The organism is Pseudidiomarina sediminum DSM 21906, from assembly GCF_000423165.1.
In the GTDB taxonomy this organism is placed as follows: Bacteria; Pseudomonadota; Gammaproteobacteria; order Enterobacterales; family Alteromonadaceae; genus Pseudidiomarina; species Pseudidiomarina sediminum.
The window spans coordinates 1,033,143-1,051,163 of sequence record NZ_KE383983.1; the positions used below are offsets into that span (position 1 = coordinate 1,033,143).

An 18,021-nucleotide genomic window follows, 5' to 3' on the forward strand; every position below is an offset into this window, starting at 1 on the left:
GTTATGTTAGTTCTTCTAGGGGCTAGTGTCGTACAGTGCCTGTTTGATGCGGGTAATGACGGTGTGATAGCGATTGGGGAGTACTTTTTGTTGGTGTGAGCAAAGGTAGAGTTGTTGCTCGATCGGATTCGCAAGATGGTGCGCGCGAATACGGCAAGGTTCTGAAAAAGCGCTGACAGCATAGGCCGGTAGAACAGTAAAGCCCAATCCCATGCTCACCGGTTGAAGCAGTAAGGCAATTTGATTGGAAAAGCCATTTTTTCTAAATTGCGCGCTGTGCTGAAACTCTGGATAGTTCGCGCTGAGTAGCGCATCCGCGTAATGTTGCCCATCGGGGTGATCAATAAAGCCTAAGTCGAGCAGCGTCTGCCAAGTTGGCGTTGTGATTGCGGCCGGCGTCACAAGCAACAGCGCTTCGCTGGCAATTGCTTCATAATGAATCTCAGCAAGACGGGGTTTGGCCGACATCAGGGCCAGCTCTGCATGCGCATCAGTCAAGGCTTGTTCGATAGCGCTGTTCGGCGCAAAGCGGTAGTCTAAATGAAGCTTCGGATACTGCTGTTGTAGCGCGAGTAGTTGCGGATAGAGTCGTAAACCTACGCTGCCCGGTGACAGCATGCGGATGCAGCCAGCATCACTTGGATCATCAGTGACAAGGTAATTTAAATTACTCAGAGATGTAAGGATGCGCTGGCCCTCGTGGTACAAGCGCTGCCCGGCTTCAGTCAGGGTAAATTTTGGGCGCTCCCGTTGTAACAGCTGTGTTTCGAGTTGCTCCTCTAGCTTCTGAATATGCTGGCTGACTCCTGATTGAGTCATGTGTAACGCTTCCGCGGTACGAGTAAAGTGTTTAATTTCCGCCAGTGTACAAAAGGTCCGTAACCAAAGCGTGTTGATCATCTTGAAGCTCGTTTATTATAAATAATGATTGATTAAATAATAAATCATTATTTTTAATAATCAAAGGTGGCGGTTAGGCTAGCGCACATTCGTTCAGTAAGAGGAATTTGCTATGTCAGCTGTTTACCCACGTAATTTTTCCCATATCGGTATTTCAGTACCCGATTTAGAACAAGCCGTTGCGTTTTACACCCAAGTGTTAGGGTGGTACTTGATCATGGAGCCGACCGAAATTGTTGAAGACGATAGCGCCATTGGAGAAATGTGCACTGATGTGTTTGGCGCGGGTTGGCAACGGTTTCGTATTGCTCATTTAGCCACTGGCGATCGGATTGGCGTTGAATTGTTCCAGTTCGAGCAGCAAGAGAACCCAGACAATAATTTTGAATATTGGAAAACCGGCATTTTCCATTTTTGTGTGCAAGATCCCAACGTGGAAGAACTTGCCGAGCGTATTGTTGCCGCAGGCGGGAAAAAGCGGATGGAAAAACCGCGTTATTACTATCCCGGCGAAAAGCCGTATCGAATGATTTATATGGAAGACCCGTTCGGCAATATCTTAGAGATTTACAGCCACAGCTATGAGCTGATTTACAGCGCTGGCGCTTATTAAGAGAGCCCAATGAAGCCGCGCTCACGCGGCTTCATTTTTATCTTTGAAAACAGTTAATCTTTGCGACGCAGGATGAAGAACTGGTAGCCGAATTCACCTAAGTGGCGTTCGTAGATTGTGATTTCTTTTGCAATGTCTTTGACCGCCTGTGAACTTGGACGGGTGGCCGCAAGTTCTGCGCTGCGTGCTTTTAACGGCGCGTAATAATCGTGCCAACCTTGCTCACTAAGAGGAAAGGTAGCTATGACTTGATAGCCTGCTTGCTCAACTTGCGCGAGGCGGGTTGCCAAGGGCGCCATGTCGGGGTAATTCTGTTGCCAAAATGCCACCGCTGCTTGGCTAGGCTCATCGGTAAGCCAAACCAAATCGTTGAACACGAGATAGCCTTCAGGTTTGAGCAAGCGTCGCCACGCCGTCAGTGCTTGGGTCACCCCCATCACATAAATAGATGCTTCGCACCAAAGGGTGTCGAATGAGGCATCGGCCAAGTTTAGCGCCTGCATATCCATGTCTAGCGCGAGAATGCGTTTGGCAAGGTCGTGTTGTTGCACACTCTCAGTAAGCTTGGCAAGCGCTGAGGGTTCATTATCAACGGCGGTGATCTGCGCTTGTGTGGCACGCGCCAAAGTGAGGGTAGCGACGCCTTTGCCACAGCCAAGTTCCAATAAGTGTTGCGGTGGTGTGGGTAACAAACCTAACGCGTGCAAGGTGTCGGCTTCACTACCAGGTCCCCAGCGCTCAACAGCACCGAATATTTCAAAAAAATCTTGCATGTATTGGTCGTGTTCGTTCATGTTACTTCTACCATTTTGTTTTAGGTGAGTTAGTTAGCTAGAAGCTCTCCAATACGTTCACCAAAAGCTTGTATTGCGATATTGCGAACGAGTCCCCAGCGTCCAGACATAAATGGAATAACTATGACCAAAGTTCCATCTTTGTTACGTAACCAATAAAGAGTACGTTGTTCGATTTCTTCGGCGGTAAAGTTATCCTCAGGTTCACAGAAAGCTTTTTTAAATTTATCTACGTATGTTTTCCCGGCACAAACAATTAGCTCCGGTCGATGCTTTTGTGAGAGCTGCCGCAGCATGTTAAATCTATTTTCCTCACACCATTGTGCGTAGTCTCTTTTAGTATCAAAGCCCGTGAGAACACCAAATTCGTTTTTCCAAAGTGAAGCACTCGTATTGCGAAAGCTGATTGGATAAAGATTTGTTTTAAAGTAGCCTGTAGCTCCGGAAGTAAACGGCTTTTCATTGGTGGCAAACGACCTAAAATCATGGACGATACCACCGTTTATTGCACTAAAAAGCTTCATTTTTTGTCTGTTGTAATGAAACTTGAGATTATATTCAGTATTACAGTAGCCTTTAGGTGGATGCGTGACATCAGAGCGAAGAGCCTCTCTTAAGTCAGCAACGGTGTGTCCGCCCCCCCATTCGATACCACACACCCAACGAGAGGGGCGGTGGGAGAAACCGAGATCACCTCCATCGGCACCGCCGAAACCGAGCGCCCATTTTTTGAAATCTTTGGTTGGTGCACGACTCATGTTGTTCCTTATGCTTTTAGGGGGCCGAATTTTGATTTTATATGTGCCTGAATATTAATTATCGATACTCTTATTCCGAGCTGCTCAAGCATTTCTTCAAAGCTTCCGTTTTTGCATTAATGAGGTTGACAAGTAACATCGGCTGGGCTTCCGGCCACGCTCCGACTTTTACGAAACCGCTATTGGGGGAATAACCAGTATCAACTTGTGCTGCTTGAATATTGCTATAGCTTAGAACTGTTTGCCCGTCGATTGGCTCGAGGATAAGTTTGAATCGGTATATTTTTTCAATTGTGGCGATGCCAAAAACAAAGCTACCCTTTACTAACCCTTGACCAATTGTGGCATGTTCATCATTAAAAAGTAATACGCTATCTCCCTGAATATCTGTAGATGAATCTATTGAATACAAACGTCCAGTGTAAGGACCAACAAAAGTGTTGGAGGAATCTTTTAACGTTATACCGTGATTATCAACATGCAGAATCAAGCATTTAGCACTTAAGGAAGGTGAATACTCTATGTTGTGTCGATAGTTGATGCTATCTATGTATTTGATGTTTTTGTGATCACCTTGAGTGAGAATCACATTTGCCGGAATTCTATTATCTATTTTTGTGTAATCAACAGAAGCACAAGAAATTAATGCTAGTGAAACAGTTAGAGTTAACAGCGAACGCTTCATGATCACTCTCTCTTTGTGTGTATATTGTTTTTTTAATGTAACTCTTTAGAGGGTTGGTTTCTAGCTAGACCTGAAAAGCGTTTTAATACCTAGTTTTATCCGCTACTGAAGTCGTCGAAGTTCTAGTGTTATGAAATAAACTGCGGTGAGCGCTGCAATAAGGTAGAATGGGCGTCCTTATTCTTAAAGAGTTGCTTATTACTACATGACTTTTGCTGAACTCGGACTTTGTCCTGACATTCTCGCCGCTTTGACCCGCCAAGGGTATACCGAACCTACTCCTATTCAAGCCCAAGCAATTCCTGCCGTACTGGCGGGCAATGACGTGATGGCCGCAGCACAAACAGGCACAGGTAAAACTGCGGGCTTTACCTTGCCGATTTTAGAAATGCTCAAAGATGGCGAGCGGGCGAAATCCAATACCGCACGTGTGCTTATTTTGACACCGACACGTGAGCTGGCAGCGCAGGTGGGTGACAGCGTCATGACCTACGGCTCAGGCTTACCAATGAACTACGCGGTGGTGTTTGGTGGCGTAAAAATCAATCCGCAGATGATGAAGCTGCGCAAAGGCGTGGATATTTTAGTGGCAACGCCAGGGCGTTTGTTGGACTTGTATCAGCAAAATGCCGTGCGTTTCCCGAACCTAGAAATGTTAGTGCTGGATGAAGCCGATCGCATGCTCGATATGGGCTTTATCCATGACATCCGCAAAATCATTAAGTTATTGCCAGCTAAGCGACAAACCTTGATGTTCTCGGCGACCTTCTCAGATGAGATCCGTAGCCTTGCCAAAACCTTGGTTAATAACCCGGTTGAGATCTCGGTCGCACCGCCAAATACCACGGCAGAGCGTATTGAGCAGACCCTTTACGCGGCCAACAAGAACGACAAGCCGCGCATGTTGATGCAATTGCTACGCAACTTGAATTTGCCGCAAGTGATTGTGTTCTCGAAAACCAAGCATGGCGCGAATCGTTTGGTGAAACAGCTGGATGGCGATGGCTTTTTAGCTGCAGCCATTCACGGCAACAAAAGCCAAGGTGCGCGTACCAAAGCGTTAGCAGACTTTAAATCGGGCCAGGTGCAAGTGCTGGTGGCAACAGATATTGCCGCGCGTGGGATTGATATAGAGAAGCTTCCTTACGTGATCAACTACGATCTACCGCAAGTCGCGGAAGATTATGTTCACCGTATTGGCCGAACCGGTCGTGCAGGACAAGTCGGGCATGCCATTTCTTTGGTGATGGACGAAGAGTTTAAGTTGTTGAAAGCGATTGAGAAGTTGATCGGTCAACCTATTGAGCGGTGTCAGCTTGAAGGCTTTCCTGAAGTTGAACTGAACGGGCGCACCCCAGTTCCGAAGAAGCCAGCGCGTCAGCCACGCAAAAGTCGTGGTGGTGACAACAAGCCTGCCGCAGGCGCGAAGCGCGGCGGTCAGAAGTCTGGTGAGGGGCATAAGCCTGCGGGTGGGCAGAAACGCCGGAGCAAGCCGAAGCCGGCTGGGCGAAAGCCGCAGTAACAGTCTTATCCAAAGAAAAGGGACGCTAGGTTAGCGTCCCTTTTTTGTTTGTAACCTATTTAGTTAGTTACAAATACGCTGCTGCAGCGCCCGGATACTGTCGCGCGCGCTCGCTTCAAACGGATAGACAAGCATTACCCTTAGATACCGCGTAACGTATTGGCAATGGAACTGCGTGTTGGGTGGCAGCCATGATTCAGGGCCTTGTGCACCTTTACTGCGGTTGAGTGAGGCAGTGACCGCAAACAAGTTACGTTCGTCATTGGCAAACTGGCGGCGCTGTTGCGCTGTCCAGGCTTGTGCACCGTGCTCCCACGCCCAAGCTAGCGGTACCAAGTGATCAACGTCGATGTTTGTGCTGTCGTAGAGAATGTCACCTGAGTACGGGTCGTTCCAGCGTCCACGAAGCACACGGCAACCGTCGTCTGACAGGGTAATCGTCCCCGTCGATAGCTTTTGGAGCAATTCATGACGGGTATTTAAACAGTCGCCGTCATCATCCACCCAATGCGTAAAAGCATTTCTTGAATAGTCACTGGCTGACGAAGTGTCGCTGTGCTGCTGTCCTTTCGGTAGTTTCCCGCCCGCGGCGAGGCATGCTTTAAGCGACGGGTAAGGGGTAAAATTTTTCGTCCGAGCGTAATAGGAGCTCGAACTGTCGTGACAGATGTTGCTGGCCGTCATTTTCACGGTCTCGGCCAAGGTTGTGCTCGAAAACAGCAATGCAACAGAGGGGAGCAAGGTAAATGCTGAGATGACGAGCAAGGAACGAAGCGTTTTCGCTGAAGGATTGATACTGCGCATGTCTTCTTTTTAGCTGAGATATTTGATGGCGACAGTGTAAGACATTTCGCATGTTAAAAGTACCTTTGCAATGTTAGAGGTTTAACATTGATAAAACATTTGTTATGTTTGGTTGTGTTTTTATTTCTTAACGTCAGTCCTGTTCGGACGTTCAATTCGTACAAGGAAGGTTTATGAAACTGTTAGTGGCTATTTCAATGGGCATCTTTCTCGTTGGTTGTGGCGCAACCAATAAGGACAGAGTACAGCCTCCAATTGATGTGCAGGTGACCAACGCGACCGCCGAGAATTCGCCACTGGCGGCGTTAAATCGTTTTCCGCCACGTTATCCACGGCAACAAGCAAAGGTCTTCGGAGAAGGCTGTGCCACGGTTGAATACGTGGTTTCGCAAGATCACCAAATTTCCGAGATTAAAGTGGTCAGCGCGAGCCATTATGACTTTGGCGCTGCGGCCGAAAAAGTCATTCCAAAGTGGGATTGGCAAAGCTTGCCGGTGGGGACATTGGAGACCCCAATCAAGCTGCAGACCCGATTTGAGTATTGCATAGACGATGGCAGCGGCCGTTGCGCAATGCCGAGATTAGTCGCTAAGACCCAGTGCAGTGGTAGCGATGTTGTTGCCTCGGTGGGTGTCGTTACTAAAGCGTAGTTGTTTATGTCAAGTGTGCTTGACATGAAACCGGTGACAAACTAACCTTACACAAAGTCAAGTAAGCTTTACTTTGTGTGAGGAGAGTATGATGAGTACAGAAACAACGTTAGCAGAGCGCAATAAGCGTACCACCCGCAGCCTTTTTATTTGGACCTCGGGCTGGGTTTTGTCATTGGCGCTGGTCGCATTCGGCCCTAAGTTTTTGTGGGATTTTGCGGAAACCTATACGCTTATCGCAATCGCAGTAAATCTGTTTTTCGGCTACAAAATGATCCTAGCCAACAAGCGTCATTTGGACGGTTGTGATGAGTTGCAGCGGCGGATTCATTTCAATGCGATGGCGATTTCATTGGGCGTGAGTATGGTGTTTGGTGCCCTATACGGTTTACTGGAAGCGGTAAGATTATTAAGCGAGACACCGAATCCAGCCAATATCCTTTTTGTGATGGGGATCAGTTACATGGTGAGTATTTTCATTGGATTTAGGAAGTACCAATGAAGAATCGTTTAAAAGTCTTACGTGCAGAGCGCAACTGGACGCAAGCTGACCTTGCCTTAGCCTTAGACGTGAGTCGCCAAACCATCAATGCGATTGAAACAGGTAAATTCGATCCGAGTTTACCTTTGGCCTTTAAAGCCGCTCGGGTGTTTCAATTACGCATTGAGGACATCTTCGACGACGAAGAAGGTGCATAACGCTTGTTGCTGCATCCGCAGCATGATTCGAGATGATAGTTGGCTTGACCACCTTCAGTTGTTCAAAGGTTTAAAGGGAAGTTATGCAAACCAAGTTCATTGCTCTGTTTACGTTGTTCTTTTCCAGTGCTGCTTTTTCTGAAACGGCAATAGTTTGTCAGGATTGCAGTACTGAGTCAGCGGCAGAATCTTTCGCAAAATCACAAGCGAACAGTTTACAGTGCTCAGAAAAACCTGGCGCCGATAGGGTGTGCCAGTCTGAAAGCAAGGTCGTTACCTTTGTTGATTATGGTTCAGGACAGGCGTATCAATACAAGGTATTTCACGAGCGCAGTTATCCATGGGAGGTTCACGTTGAGAGAATTCCGCTCTCGGCCACCCGCGAAGAATCTTTCAGCTTATTGATGGAGTTTGTCAAAGATTCAAACAGCGCGATAGAAGAAGCGTCGACCGACTTCAATCAACTCTTAAACAAGGCGCATATGAGCACAGTGAGTGCGAATACTTCGTCAGGCTCTGGTGGCATTTGCCCAGAAAATACGGCATTGAAAGTACTTACAGATCCCAACACTTTGGATGCCATTAAAACTGAAGCTTCAATTGCTATTGGAAAACAGCTTCTCAGTACAAATAATCAGCTGAATTTTAATCCGGTTAAAATTAACAACAGCTATACCTTAAGTTTCGGCGGACTAAGTAGTTCTACTGCAGTAGATGGCGACATAACAACTCCAGTTTACATCGTTACTTTTGACGAGTCAGAGCGATCTAGTTGGAGGAAAGACTTCTTAGCTTACTACGTCGACATTCTTGCCTTTGATGCGGAACTGCTTCCGGTGATGCGCTTTACTCTTTTGGAAGAGTCACGAGTTGCTGGCTATCAATTAAAAAATTTGCGAGGTGGCGACGGCGTTGGCTCCCTGTCAATTGATAATGCGTGTGTAAAGCAGGCATTCGAAGATGCGGTAAATAACCAAGTTTTAACTCCTAGTACCAGTGACGCCGCTGGCTCTGTGGGCGACGGCGTACCAGCTTTATCGGGTTCAGGTTGGTCTTTCCCTACCACCAGTGGCTGCGGAACCTACACCTTTGAGCAAGGAGGGCTTTCCTCCTACACATTTAGAGTTTGTAATTAAGGCTATAAGTGCGCATACATTGGCGTTCATTCTTGGGCGCAATGCTCCGGTCGAGGAGCTGAGTGTACTGGTTATTTGAAGACGGTCTTAGATATTAAATGTCTGCTTTGCGCGAACAGCGGACGGTGGAATAAATTAATGGTGTGACGTACCTTACCTTTTAAGTACTGTGTTATGTATACGAAGCGAACCTCCCAAACGAAGCTAGTGAAAGCTTAGTGAATTAGTGGCGATTCATAAATTCAGCGTTAAATAACCATCGGAATCAGAGCCATGGTCGAAAGTGAATTCGAATATATAGAGTTCTTGGTCCAAGGTGGCTTGCAAAATAACAGTGCGTATAGCTACGGTCGATACCTGGAAGCAGTTTCAAGGCATCTTGATATCAATCTAAACAGATCTACGGTAGCTTCTGATCGTCAAGTTAGAGAAATACTAGCTCGCCTTTCAGAGACAAACTTAGCTGAGCGTTATAAGAACAACTGTGGCACAGCACTAAGAGCGTATTTGCGTTTTCTTGGTCAAGAGCAATCGGAATTTCGTTACCCTGAGGAAATTTCAAATCCCGGAAATTTCGTCGAAGGGGCTATAAAGCAAATAACTGTTAATTCCTACGAACGAGATCGTAAAGCACGAAATAAAGCGATTGAAATACATGGTTTAAATTGTTTCGTATGCACCATGAATTTTGAAAAGATTTATGGTGAGATAGGTATCGGGTTTATACATGTTCATCACCTAATACCGCTACACACCATAGACAATACGTATCAGGTTAACCCCGAGAAAGACTTGGTTCCAATTTGTCCAAATTGTCATGCCATGCTACATCGGTCAAATAAGCCACCAACAATAGAGCAGCTGAAAGATGCAATGCGAAAGCAAAAGAGCATTTAATAAAGTGCTGCTAGGGGCAAACCTACGCTGCGCTCCAATTTGCCCCAGAGCACGACGTTATGCATTCAACCATCTTCGACCCTAACGACCTAATTTAGCTATGAATTGCGAGCAGCCGAACAATCCCTTACACGGAACTACTAACCCGCATCTGGCCTACTGCTGCATCTTCTTATGAGCTTGCCATTCCTAAAACCATCCAGTAAGTTAACCAAAGTATAAAAAACGCGCGTCGAAGGAGTTATGGCAAGCGAAGCAGTGGCGATTAATGAACCCGCTTAGGCAGTATCCTCACGGACGAGCCTTTCTCATATTTTGCCAATCCATACTAAATTCATGCTCGGTTTTAACTGCGTCGTGCTTCTTGTTTGTGCGCATTAATAAACAAAAAGACGCTATAACGAAGCCTAACATGACATTCGCAAACGTTAACACGTATGCACGCTTTGTTTGTTATCGTGCAGGCACGGTGTGTTGGAAACATGGGGCGTGCTTAGTAATAAAATGTTATAAATCATGAGTGCTTTGCTAGAATAAGGAGAAAAATTGTGGCAAATCTTCCATACGCACAACGTACTGCAACGTTGATGACGATGCTTGATAAAATCAAGACAGCCTCAGTTCCAGAAAAGTTTTCACAAGATTTTGTGGCTGAGAAACTCCTTATGAAGGGTGGAACTCCGAGGTCTATCATTCCATTTATCAAAAAAATGGGATTTGTAGCTACCGACGGCACTCCAACAGAGAGATACAAAGAATTTCGAAACCCAGCTAAATCAGGAAATGCAATCGCTGCTGCCATGCGTGAGTTATACGAAGAGCTGTTTGAGATGAATGAATATGTATATGAAACAAACCAAACGACCCTTAAAGGGCTAATCGTAGAAGCAACAGGTGCCGAGCAAAACTCAACAGTTGTCAGCAAGACACTTTCGACCTTTCAAGCGTTAAGGAAGATTGCGGATTTTGACTCTGATTCAGAAGAGGAGATTGCGGCGTTGGAAGAAGCTGCAACTCCTACGCCAGCATATACTTTGCCGCAAATACATAGCCAGCAGCCAAGCAATAGTAGTGGTGAAGGAATTAATTTGTCGTATACGATTAACTTAAACTTACCTGCTACTACAGATATTGAAGTGTTTAATGCTATTTTTAAAAGTCTTAAACAACATCTCATCCAGGAGTAGTTTGTGAACCGTGCAGCAGCCATTAAAAGCTTCGCCATGACCAATATGCTCTTAGAGGCTGATCTTGACCTAATTGAGAAAAAGTATCAGATAAATTTAGGTCGTGGAACTGATAAAACAAGCCAAATAGAAGATGCTTATTATCCCCAATTTGATGCCGCATTGCGGATAGAGGCTCATGGGATGGCGAAACATTACGAAGTATTTTATTGCCTGGAAAAGTCGATTCGACAGCTAATTGTAGATGTATTTGAAGGTACGGAAGATCAAGAGTGGTGGGAAAATCTCGTTCCCGAGACCGTAAAGATAAATGTTAAAAAAAGCATTAAAAGAGAGAAGGAATCTGCGGTAACACCGCGGTCTTCAGATCCTATTGATTACACTACATTTGGAGAACTTGGTGAGATAATAAAAGCTAACTGGAGCTTGTTTGGTGGAGTGGTGTTTAACGATCTAAAAGCCATGGAGAAAGTGATGTCGGCTCTTAACTCATTAAGAAATCCAATTGCACATTGTTCTCCATTGGCAGAGGATGAAGTTCTTAGGCTTGAATTGGCACTTAGAGACTGGTTTAGAATTACTAGCTGATGAATATACCTATTTCTAACAAAACCATTAAATTCGCTGCCGTTGGTCGCAGGACGCTCGAAAGCTCGTACTGTTTATGGCGGCATTAACCAGAAGGTATTATGAGCGTAACCGTTCCAATTTACATAGCTAATCCCAGCCCTTTTCGATTGATCTTGAGGGATGATGAAAGTGACGCGTGGATGTGCACTATTCAGCAAATTAACAGCAATAGCTATGACTACGTTAAGCTCCACAGAACATCAAAGTTTTTTGACGCTGAAATCGCAAAGCCTTTTCCACTATGTGTGGCTTATGATGGAAGTTTCATCTTACCTGCGATTAGAGAGTACTCTTCTCTTGAAGCAACGCTAAGTGAATATAATAGAATCTTTGCGTCAATACTTTTAGGTGGCGTTTACATCGAGAGTGTAGAGCAACAGGATTTGTCTCGAGGAGAAATGACAGAAGTCGGGTATTTTCGGCATGTCCAGAGTTTCGGTCGGAATGGTTTGTTACATCAAGAGTTAGGAAATAAGAATGCTGGCAGTAACGATAGAATAAAGCTTTTAGACCCTCCGACGATATTGGCTTCAGAGATTGAGTCTGCTTATCTATATGGGGCTAGAATACTAAAGTCTATTGAGAACCTGTCACCTTCGTTGTTGGTTACAGGTTTTACTAATTACATTAATAGGCAAACTAAAGAGTCGCTAACTCACTCATGGATATCTATTGAGCAGCTTCTAGATCACATATGGCATTTCGTGGTGGTTGCAGAGTCCAAGAATGAGCATATCCACAAAAGAAGTAAGTTTTTAGCATCGCAACAATGGACAGCAGCACACAAATCAGAACTACTTTTTCAGAAAGATATAATCTCGGATAAAACATACGATAATCTCAGTTCAGTCCGCGACGAACGCAACAAATTTATTCATAGAGGGACTGAACCCTCATTTGAAAGTGCGAATGCTTCCTTGAGCGTATTAGTTGATCTTCTGGTATGTGCATGTAAGCTTCGTGGTATGGACTACGAGAGAAATAACTTAGATTGCTACTTAATTAAGCGCAAATCCAAAAGCTTTCAAAGTATCATAGGTAGAGTCAATGAGATTGAGTGGTCTAAAGTTCAATATTGGAAAATGATTCATAAAATCCCCGGGGAAGAAGGGTGGGAAGGTGACTTTGAAAATTTTGAAGATATTACTCTTCATCCTATTAACCCAGATAGCTCCAATGGTTAACAAAGCATTTCAGCGGACAAGCCGCTTAATGCGGCATTACAAGTCCAGTCTGGAAAGTGTCGTATGGTAATGATTTCAAGGGAAATATGACTATTATCAAGGTGACTTTTTTAAACGCGGAAGAGCCTACTGTTATTCTAGGTGAGGAAGCTTCATCTGATATCGCCGTTCGCGAATTGCCGCATGACCCAGTTGATCAGAATATTTTTATTCGAAAAGAGTTCACTTCTAGCGAAATCAAAAACTGGAAAGTAGAAAAAATTGATACGATACAGGATACTCAGAATGCGACTATTGAATGTGAAATAACACTTTCGCCGTTACAATACCTTCCAAAATCGATTTCAGAAAAGCATAGCTCGAATGGCAGTAAGCTGGTTCGTGGGCGACTTTTAGAGTGCGACTTCGGTTATTTCTCACAAGATATCTCCCTTGGAAATCAACCGTCCACAACCATTTCAAACTTCAACAGCAAGCTTCCATATGAAATGGTTAAGCGAAGGCTGGTGGTTGTCTTGTCAAACAAAGAAGATCCTGCATTGGTAGTCCCTATAAGTAAAGGGAATAAGGCCAAAGATCATCGGACCGTCGTGGGAATAACCAGCTTGCCACCGGATTTGGTCACTTTTAACAACCCTAGGTGTTTTGCAAAAACTGCTGCCATATCATATGTATCGGGCCATAGACTATTCCCTGTTAGGTTCAATACGGATGAAGGTAGACGACAATACGACTATCGAGTCGAAAAAAAACTTTCAAATGATGACGTTGTAAACATAAAGAAAGCTGTTTTTACGGCAGTTGGTGGTGATAACATCCTTCGCTCTATCGAATCTAAGGATGAACAGATAGACGCACTTAATGGTGAAATAACCATTAAAAACAATAGAATAAAGTGTCTCAACGCGAAGAATGCCGAGCTTTGGGAGATGCTTGAAGAATATACAAAATAGCATTGTTGCAGGAGCGAGGCTTTGTGTTATAATCTCAGACTGAGAGCGCAAGCTCACCTAGTAAGAGATATAGCCTTAGTGGAAGCAGCTAAAACTGAGGTGTTTGTCGGAAACGGCTCGCTGCTAAAAGAAGTTCCAAGAAAAGCCACCTTCGGGTGGCTTTTTGCGTTCTACGCTGCGCCTCCTGCCATTGTAATCCAATACAGGCTGCACTTTGCCCGTAGGTTGTAGCGGCGTTATTTTTACCAGAGGTAGCTGTGTAAATACCCCATTTATAACACAGTTAGCGTCCGCCCTTGGCACAGACCTGCCATTCCACTTTGGGTGAACAGTCGATCGTACGTTTTGGAAGTGCGAGTCGGGCAGGGCGCACTTATCGCTGCGCTATCGTAGGTTTTATCCTTTACTAAGTGCGCGCCAGCGTTGATAGGTGCCGCAGGCGAAACTCGCGCCAATAATGAAACAGATGCCAGACGAAACAAGCCAGAAGGTAAGGCTGTTCTCAGGAAACATTGGCATGATGGCAACAAAGCCAAGGGCACGCGCTAAAAAGACCAGACTAATCCCCACAAGAGCGAAGCGGAGCAGGGGCAGGCGACGGATGATGCCGGCGCCAGAGAGTGCATAGAGCGCGAACACAATAAGCACGCCAACGATGACAAGGGTGATGGTCACTGGATACCAATGTCCTTGTTCGGCGAGGCGCGCCATTTGTTCACCAGCCCCGAAGAAGCGATAGCCATCAGGCCCCCAAACAATGCAAATAAGATGGGCGACGGCGGCAAGCAGCGCGCTTGTGGCTGCGACGAGTAATAGCGAGTTGTTGTTACGCATGTTTGTTCCTGTAAACATCAATTATTCCACTTGCAAATCTTCGCGGCGGCGACGGCGATAGCCGTGGTAGAGCGCTGCTAAGAGCAAGCACGCGCCGCTGGGAAGGACTAACGCGGTGTAGAGCCATTGCGTGTAGGCGTAGGTACCAGCAGTGCCGCCGAAAATAAAACCACAGACAATGATTAAAAAGAGTTTGGCTTTGCGATGATCAAAGGGCTGTTTGCGCAAGGCCGCACCGAGCATTAAACCGAGATCGGTGAAGATCCCGGTCACATGGGTGGTACGCACAATAGCACCGCTGTAGGTGGTGGCGAGGGCGTTTTGTAGGCCACATGCCGCAGATGCTAGGAAATGCCCGTATGATGAACCCTCGCTCAGTAACACCATGGCGCCGAGCAATAACAGAGCTTCGATAACAAGAGCGGTATCGTAATGCCGTCCCAGCTTGAGCGTAGCGCCGTGTACCAATACGCCTGCAATGGCTGCACCGAAGAAAAACGCCACCAACACCCCGACCAAGTGCAATAGTTGTGCCATTGAACTCGACAACAAACCTACGCCAATCAAAGTGGCGGTACCTGAAACGTGCGATACCGACTGGTGCTCAAAACTCAAAAAGCCAATGGCATTCACGTAGCCAGCAATGAGCGCAAGCACAAAAGCGCCCGTTTCAACCCAGTTCGGTAAACGTGAAATCATGACTCCGTCCGCACGACAATAAGAATGAGGACTAGCAGTGTATCACCTCTTAGCGAAGGACGTCGTATGGATTGCTTTGACATTTATCTTAATGAGAATTATTCTTATTTGTTATTGTTTTTAAGGAAGAAAAAAATGATTTCGCAACGTTCATTGACCGTAGTTGTTGGTATCGTCTTGGTCGGAGCCGTCGGTTTTCTCTGGAGTACCGGGGCGGTAATGTTGAAGCCCAAGGCAGAACAGTCAGAGGCGTCGTCTGCGGCAGATAACTTGACGCAAACCCCGGTACAACTGCGTCACTTTTCTGAGCCTGCTCCAGCGTTGGATGACCAACAACCGGTTGCCTTGGATTTAACCGCATACGAAAACTTATTACCTCAAGAATTGCTAACTCAGGTGGCAAAACAGTCGGTTCAAGCGGACGGAATTCCAGTTGCGAAATTACTGTTGGCGTTACTCGATGCTGGCATTATTCGTGTGAATGCGTCGCTGAAAGAAGGGCCGCAGAATGGTGCAATGCCGTATAGCCCGTTGTTTGCAGCCTTGGTGCTCGATCGGTCGATTAGCGCCGAACAAATACAAGCATTTTTTGACCATGGCAGCTTTGCCTTCACGAACCAAATATGGATTAGCGCCGCTGGAAACCTAGCAGATCCTGAAGCTCTGGATGTACTCTTGGAGCAAGGCGGTTTTGGTCCTGAGCATTATCAACTGTTGTTTGAACGTGCGATGCTTAGCGGTAATCAGCAAGTCTATCAGCACTTGCTTGGACAAGGGAGGGGACAGCTCAATGACGCCATCACCAACACCCTGTATGAGCGAGTGGACATTAGCGTGACGAATGCCCTGAATACTTGGCCTGAAAAATATAACGATGCAGCGTTGCTACCGAGAATGCGGACGAGTATGTTGCAAAGTCTGACACGCTATCTCTTTCAATTGGACACACTGGTGGCAAGTGGCTATTTATCGCCAGAAAAAACGCGTTTTTTGACACAGCAGCGGCAACACTTAGTGGCATTGTACGAGGAAATTGAAGCTCTCGATTAAAGTTAGTGTCTTAAAAACGTCACTTTTCTTTGCGGTGATTGTCATGCACTATGACGCGCATTTCTACCAACCTATGGCGCAGTTATGGCGCAGCGCATGGCAACCTCGGGCGCATACCCGCTACCGCAAACCCTCCGCATCGGCTATTCGTCGGGCAATATGGGGAAGTCACTGCAATGGAACACTGTCGAGCTGTTCTACTTGTATTACTTAACCGATATTCTGGGTTTGCCACCGGCTTTGGCTGGAGGTCTGATTTTTCTGACCTTGGTGTGGGATGGTCTGTCGGACCCTTTGGCTGGCTTCTTGGTGGATCGTTACAGTCACTTTTTTAAAAGTTATCGACGTATCTTAGCCTGCTCCATTCCCTTTTGTGCGTTGGCTTTTAGCGGCATTTTTGCCTTACCGGTACTGTTCCCGACGCACACAATTGCAGCCGTGTTGGTCGCTGGGCTGTTGTTTCGGATTGGTTACACCTTTATCGATATTGCTCACAACTCTTTATTGGCAAACCTCACCAGCGATGGTCATGAACGCACTGTGTTGTCAGCTTATCGGTTTTTCTTTAGTTCGGTCGGTACCTTGTTGTTGTTATGGTTGGCAGCGCCAGTGTTGCGGCAAGAAACCACCGCCGAACCTTTTGTGATGTTCTCGGTGATGGTTGGTGTGGCGTATTTATTGGTGATGTACAGCTGTGTGGCGGCGATTGGTCGTCGTGGTCAGTTACAGATGGTCAGCAGCCGCCGCAGCAGCAGCATGGGCGCGTCGTTCCTAGAACTCCTGCAGAACCGTTATCTGATGTGGTTGTCGTTGTTCGTCATCTTAGTGTCATTGTTTGTCACTATTATGCCGCGTTTCGCCGTGTTCTATAGCAAAGAGTACCTTGGCGGGGCAGAGCAGAGCACCTATTTGGTGGCGGCATACACCCTTGGGCAGTTGCTGTCGTTACCGTGTTGGTTGCGTACGGCGAAGTGCTTTGGCAAATATCATACGGTCAAGTTGGCGTTGATGGTGTTTACTGGGGCCAGCTTAACCTTGTTGTTTGCACCTGTGTCTTTTATTGCTTCGGCACTGGCCTTTTTCATTGCCGGATTCGCCTTCGCTGGCATCAATGTGATCATCTGGTCGTTGTTGCCTGACGCCATTGATATCAATGAGCAGCTATTTGGCCGCCGTCATGAAGCCTTCACCTTCGGCATTATTGTGCCGCTCATGAAGATTTGCGCGGGCATTTCTGCGGCCTTGGTTGGTGCGATTCTAGCGCTGACCGGTTATCAAGGCCTCGACAGTGAATGGACGGCGTTTGGCATCAAAGAGGCAATGACCTTTTTGCCTCTTTTTGCAGTGTTATTAGCAATGATTCCGTTGACACGAATGAAGTTGCTTCACTAACCTTTGCGCCAGCGTGAGAACGCAAAACCGATCAGTGCAGCAAGCGCGCCAAGGGTATCGGCCAGCATGTCTTTTTGTGCGTCCCAGACATCGCCTTGCGAGCCTAAGAACTCAATGCCAGCATCACCGCCCTCAATGACGGCAAATTGCCATTCAATGATTTCATACGCGGCCGCAACGGCCATAATGAAGAATAAGCCGAAGAACATCGCGGTTACCGGTCGAGCCCACTGTTTTCGTACCAACCACTCGGCGGCAGGATACGCATAAAAGCCCACGGTAAAGTGCGCGATCCGGTCATAGTGATTGCGCTCGAAGTTGCCAAGCTCGGTAAACCAATCAAAAGGAACATTGGCAAAAGTGTAGTGCGCGCCGATGGTATGCATGATGAGCAGCACGCTCATTAACACATAGCTGACGGTGCTAAAGCGAAAGGTTCGATAGGTCAACGCCAGCCCAGCAAAAATCATCATTATCGGGAGCATTTCAGCCCACCAAACGGCACTATCCGCTGGATTGATAAACGACCATACCATGGTGGCAATGATGATCACTGCCAACAGTGGCGGGACTTTTGAGCGGTATTCCGCGGGGCTTAGATCCATCGTTTGCATGCTGCGTTCCTTGTTCTTGT

21 protein-coding genes are annotated in these 18,021 nt (G+C 46.4%); 13 read left to right on the forward strand and 8 right to left on the reverse strand.

Features of this window, described 5'->3' with window-relative positions:
* Nucleotides 1–15 precede the first annotated feature (15 nt).
* Nucleotides 16–900 (reverse strand): LysR family transcriptional regulator, encoded by an 885-nt coding sequence (locus G535_RS0110190; protein WP_026861968.1) that lies wholly within the window; start codon nt 898–900, stop codon nt 16–18.
* Between the two features lie 112 nt (nt 901–1,012).
* Between G535_RS0110190 and G535_RS0110195 the strand changes: the two genes are divergently transcribed.
* Nucleotides 1,013–1,513 carry a lactoylglutathione lyase family protein gene (locus G535_RS0110195; protein ID WP_026861969.1) on the forward strand — a complete coding sequence of 167 codons (501 nt, stop codon included), beginning with the start codon at nt 1,013–1,015 and terminating at the stop codon, nt 1,511–1,513.
* A 53-nt stretch (nt 1,514–1,566) separates the two neighbouring features.
* On the opposite strand, the gene G535_RS13455 is transcribed toward G535_RS0110195, so the two are convergent.
* From G535_RS13455 to G535_RS0110210, 3 genes are all read right to left on the reverse strand, one after another.
* Nucleotides 1,567–2,307, reverse strand: coding sequence for a class I SAM-dependent methyltransferase (locus tag G535_RS13455; protein WP_051207130.1), 741 nt, complete (start codon nt 2,305–2,307; stop codon nt 1,567–1,569).
* A gap of 29 nt (nt 2,308–2,336) precedes the next feature.
* Nucleotides 2,337–3,065 carry a hypothetical protein gene (locus G535_RS0110205; protein ID WP_034728031.1) on the reverse strand — a complete coding sequence of 243 codons (729 nt, stop codon included), beginning with the start codon at nt 3,063–3,065 and terminating at the stop codon, nt 2,337–2,339.
* A gap of 70 nt (nt 3,066–3,135) precedes the next feature.
* A complete protein-coding gene (locus G535_RS0110210; protein WP_026861971.1) occupies nt 3,136–3,750 on the reverse strand; it encodes a hypothetical protein in 615 nt (204 codons plus the stop codon).
* 205 nt (nt 3,751–3,955) lie between these two features.
* Between G535_RS0110210 and G535_RS0110215 the strand changes: the two genes are divergently transcribed.
* Nucleotides 3,956–5,272 carry a DEAD/DEAH box helicase gene (locus G535_RS0110215; RefSeq protein ID WP_026861972.1) on the forward strand — a complete coding sequence of 439 codons (1,317 nt, stop codon included), beginning with the start codon at nt 3,956–3,958 and terminating at the stop codon, nt 5,270–5,272.
* A 63-nt stretch (nt 5,273–5,335) separates the two neighbouring features.
* On the opposite strand, the gene G535_RS0110220 is transcribed toward G535_RS0110215, so the two are convergent.
* Nucleotides 5,336–6,076 carry an HNH endonuclease family protein gene (locus G535_RS0110220; protein WP_034728033.1) on the reverse strand — a complete coding sequence of 247 codons (741 nt, stop codon included), beginning with the start codon at nt 6,074–6,076 and terminating at the stop codon, nt 5,336–5,338.
* 173 nt (nt 6,077–6,249) lie between these two features.
* Here G535_RS0110220 and G535_RS13460 point away from each other — a divergent pair, with 173 nt between their 5' ends.
* The 9 genes from G535_RS13460 to G535_RS0110265 all read left to right on the forward strand — a co-directional run bounded on the left by G535_RS13460 (nt 6,250) and on the right by G535_RS0110265 (nt 13,412).
* Nucleotides 6,250–6,726 (forward strand): energy transducer TonB, encoded by a 477-nt coding sequence (locus G535_RS13460; RefSeq protein WP_051207132.1) that lies wholly within the window; start codon nt 6,250–6,252, stop codon nt 6,724–6,726.
* Nucleotides 6,727–6,817: 91 nt separating this feature from the next.
* Nucleotides 6,818–7,228, forward strand: a complete 411-nt coding sequence (locus tag G535_RS0110230) for a hypothetical protein (protein ID WP_034728035.1) — start codon at nt 6,818–6,820, stop codon at nt 7,226–7,228.
* Complete coding sequence (locus G535_RS0110235; protein WP_026861975.1) at nt 7,225–7,425, forward strand: helix-turn-helix transcriptional regulator; 201 nt, start codon at nt 7,225–7,227, stop codon at nt 7,423–7,425. Before G535_RS0110230 ends, G535_RS0110235 begins: the two co-directional genes overlap by 4 nt.
* 83 nt (nt 7,426–7,508) lie before the next feature.
* Nucleotides 7,509–8,561 carry a hypothetical protein gene (locus G535_RS0110240; RefSeq protein WP_026861976.1) on the forward strand — a complete coding sequence of 351 codons (1,053 nt, stop codon included), beginning with the start codon at nt 7,509–7,511 and terminating at the stop codon, nt 8,559–8,561.
* A gap of 273 nt (nt 8,562–8,834) precedes the next feature.
* A complete protein-coding gene (locus G535_RS13930; RefSeq protein ID WP_051207134.1) occupies nt 8,835–9,458 on the forward strand; it encodes a site-specific integrase in 624 nt (207 codons plus the stop codon).
* Between the two features lie 548 nt (nt 9,459–10,006).
* Nucleotides 10,007–10,645, forward strand: coding sequence for a DUF5343 domain-containing protein (locus G535_RS0110250; RefSeq protein ID WP_241970439.1), 639 nt, complete (start codon nt 10,007–10,009; stop codon nt 10,643–10,645).
* A gap of 3 nt (nt 10,646–10,648) precedes the next feature.
* On the forward strand, nt 10,649–11,233 hold the full coding sequence (locus tag G535_RS0110255) for a Swt1 family HEPN domain-containing protein (protein WP_026861978.1): 585 nt from the start codon (nt 10,649–10,651) through the stop codon (nt 11,231–11,233).
* 101 nt (nt 11,234–11,334) lie between these two features.
* Entirely contained in the window at nt 11,335–12,459 is a 1,125-nt protein-coding gene (locus tag G535_RS0110260; RefSeq protein WP_026861979.1) for a hypothetical protein, read from the forward strand.
* Between the two features lie 86 nt (nt 12,460–12,545).
* Nucleotides 12,546–13,412: a type II toxin-antitoxin system PemK/MazF family toxin gene (locus G535_RS0110265; RefSeq protein WP_026861980.1), complete on the forward strand. Its 867-nt coding sequence runs from the start codon at nt 12,546–12,548 to the stop codon at nt 13,410–13,412.
* A 396-nt stretch (nt 13,413–13,808) separates the two neighbouring features.
* Here the strand turns inward: G535_RS0110265 and G535_RS0110275 are convergent, their stop codons facing one another.
* Both G535_RS0110275 and G535_RS0110280 read right to left on the reverse strand, forming a co-directional pair.
* Nucleotides 13,809–14,246 (reverse strand): hypothetical protein, encoded by a 438-nt coding sequence (locus G535_RS0110275; protein ID WP_026861982.1) that lies wholly within the window; start codon nt 14,244–14,246, stop codon nt 13,809–13,811.
* Between the two features lie 21 nt (nt 14,247–14,267).
* Nucleotides 14,268–14,945: a YoaK family protein gene (locus tag G535_RS0110280; protein WP_026861983.1), complete on the reverse strand. Its 678-nt coding sequence runs from the start codon at nt 14,943–14,945 to the stop codon at nt 14,268–14,270.
* A 135-nt stretch (nt 14,946–15,080) separates the two neighbouring features.
* On the opposite strand from G535_RS0110280, the gene G535_RS0110285 reads away from it, so the two are divergent.
* Together G535_RS0110285 and G535_RS0110290 are read left to right on the forward strand one after the other, a co-directional pair.
* Nucleotides 15,081–15,995, forward strand: a complete 915-nt coding sequence (locus tag G535_RS0110285; RefSeq protein WP_026861984.1) for a hypothetical protein — start codon at nt 15,081–15,083, stop codon at nt 15,993–15,995.
* Nucleotides 15,996–16,079: 84 nt separating this feature from the next.
* A complete protein-coding gene (locus G535_RS0110290) occupies nt 16,080–17,387 on the forward strand; it encodes an MFS transporter (protein WP_026861985.1) in 1,308 nt (435 codons plus the stop codon).
* Here the strand turns inward: G535_RS0110290 and G535_RS0110295 are convergent.
* Entirely contained in the window at nt 17,384–18,001 is a 618-nt protein-coding gene (locus tag G535_RS0110295) for a DUF2238 domain-containing protein (protein WP_084616847.1), read from the reverse strand. The two genes, G535_RS0110290 and G535_RS0110295, sit on opposite strands and share 4 nt — an antisense overlap.
* Nucleotides 18,002–18,021 lie beyond the last annotated feature (20 nt).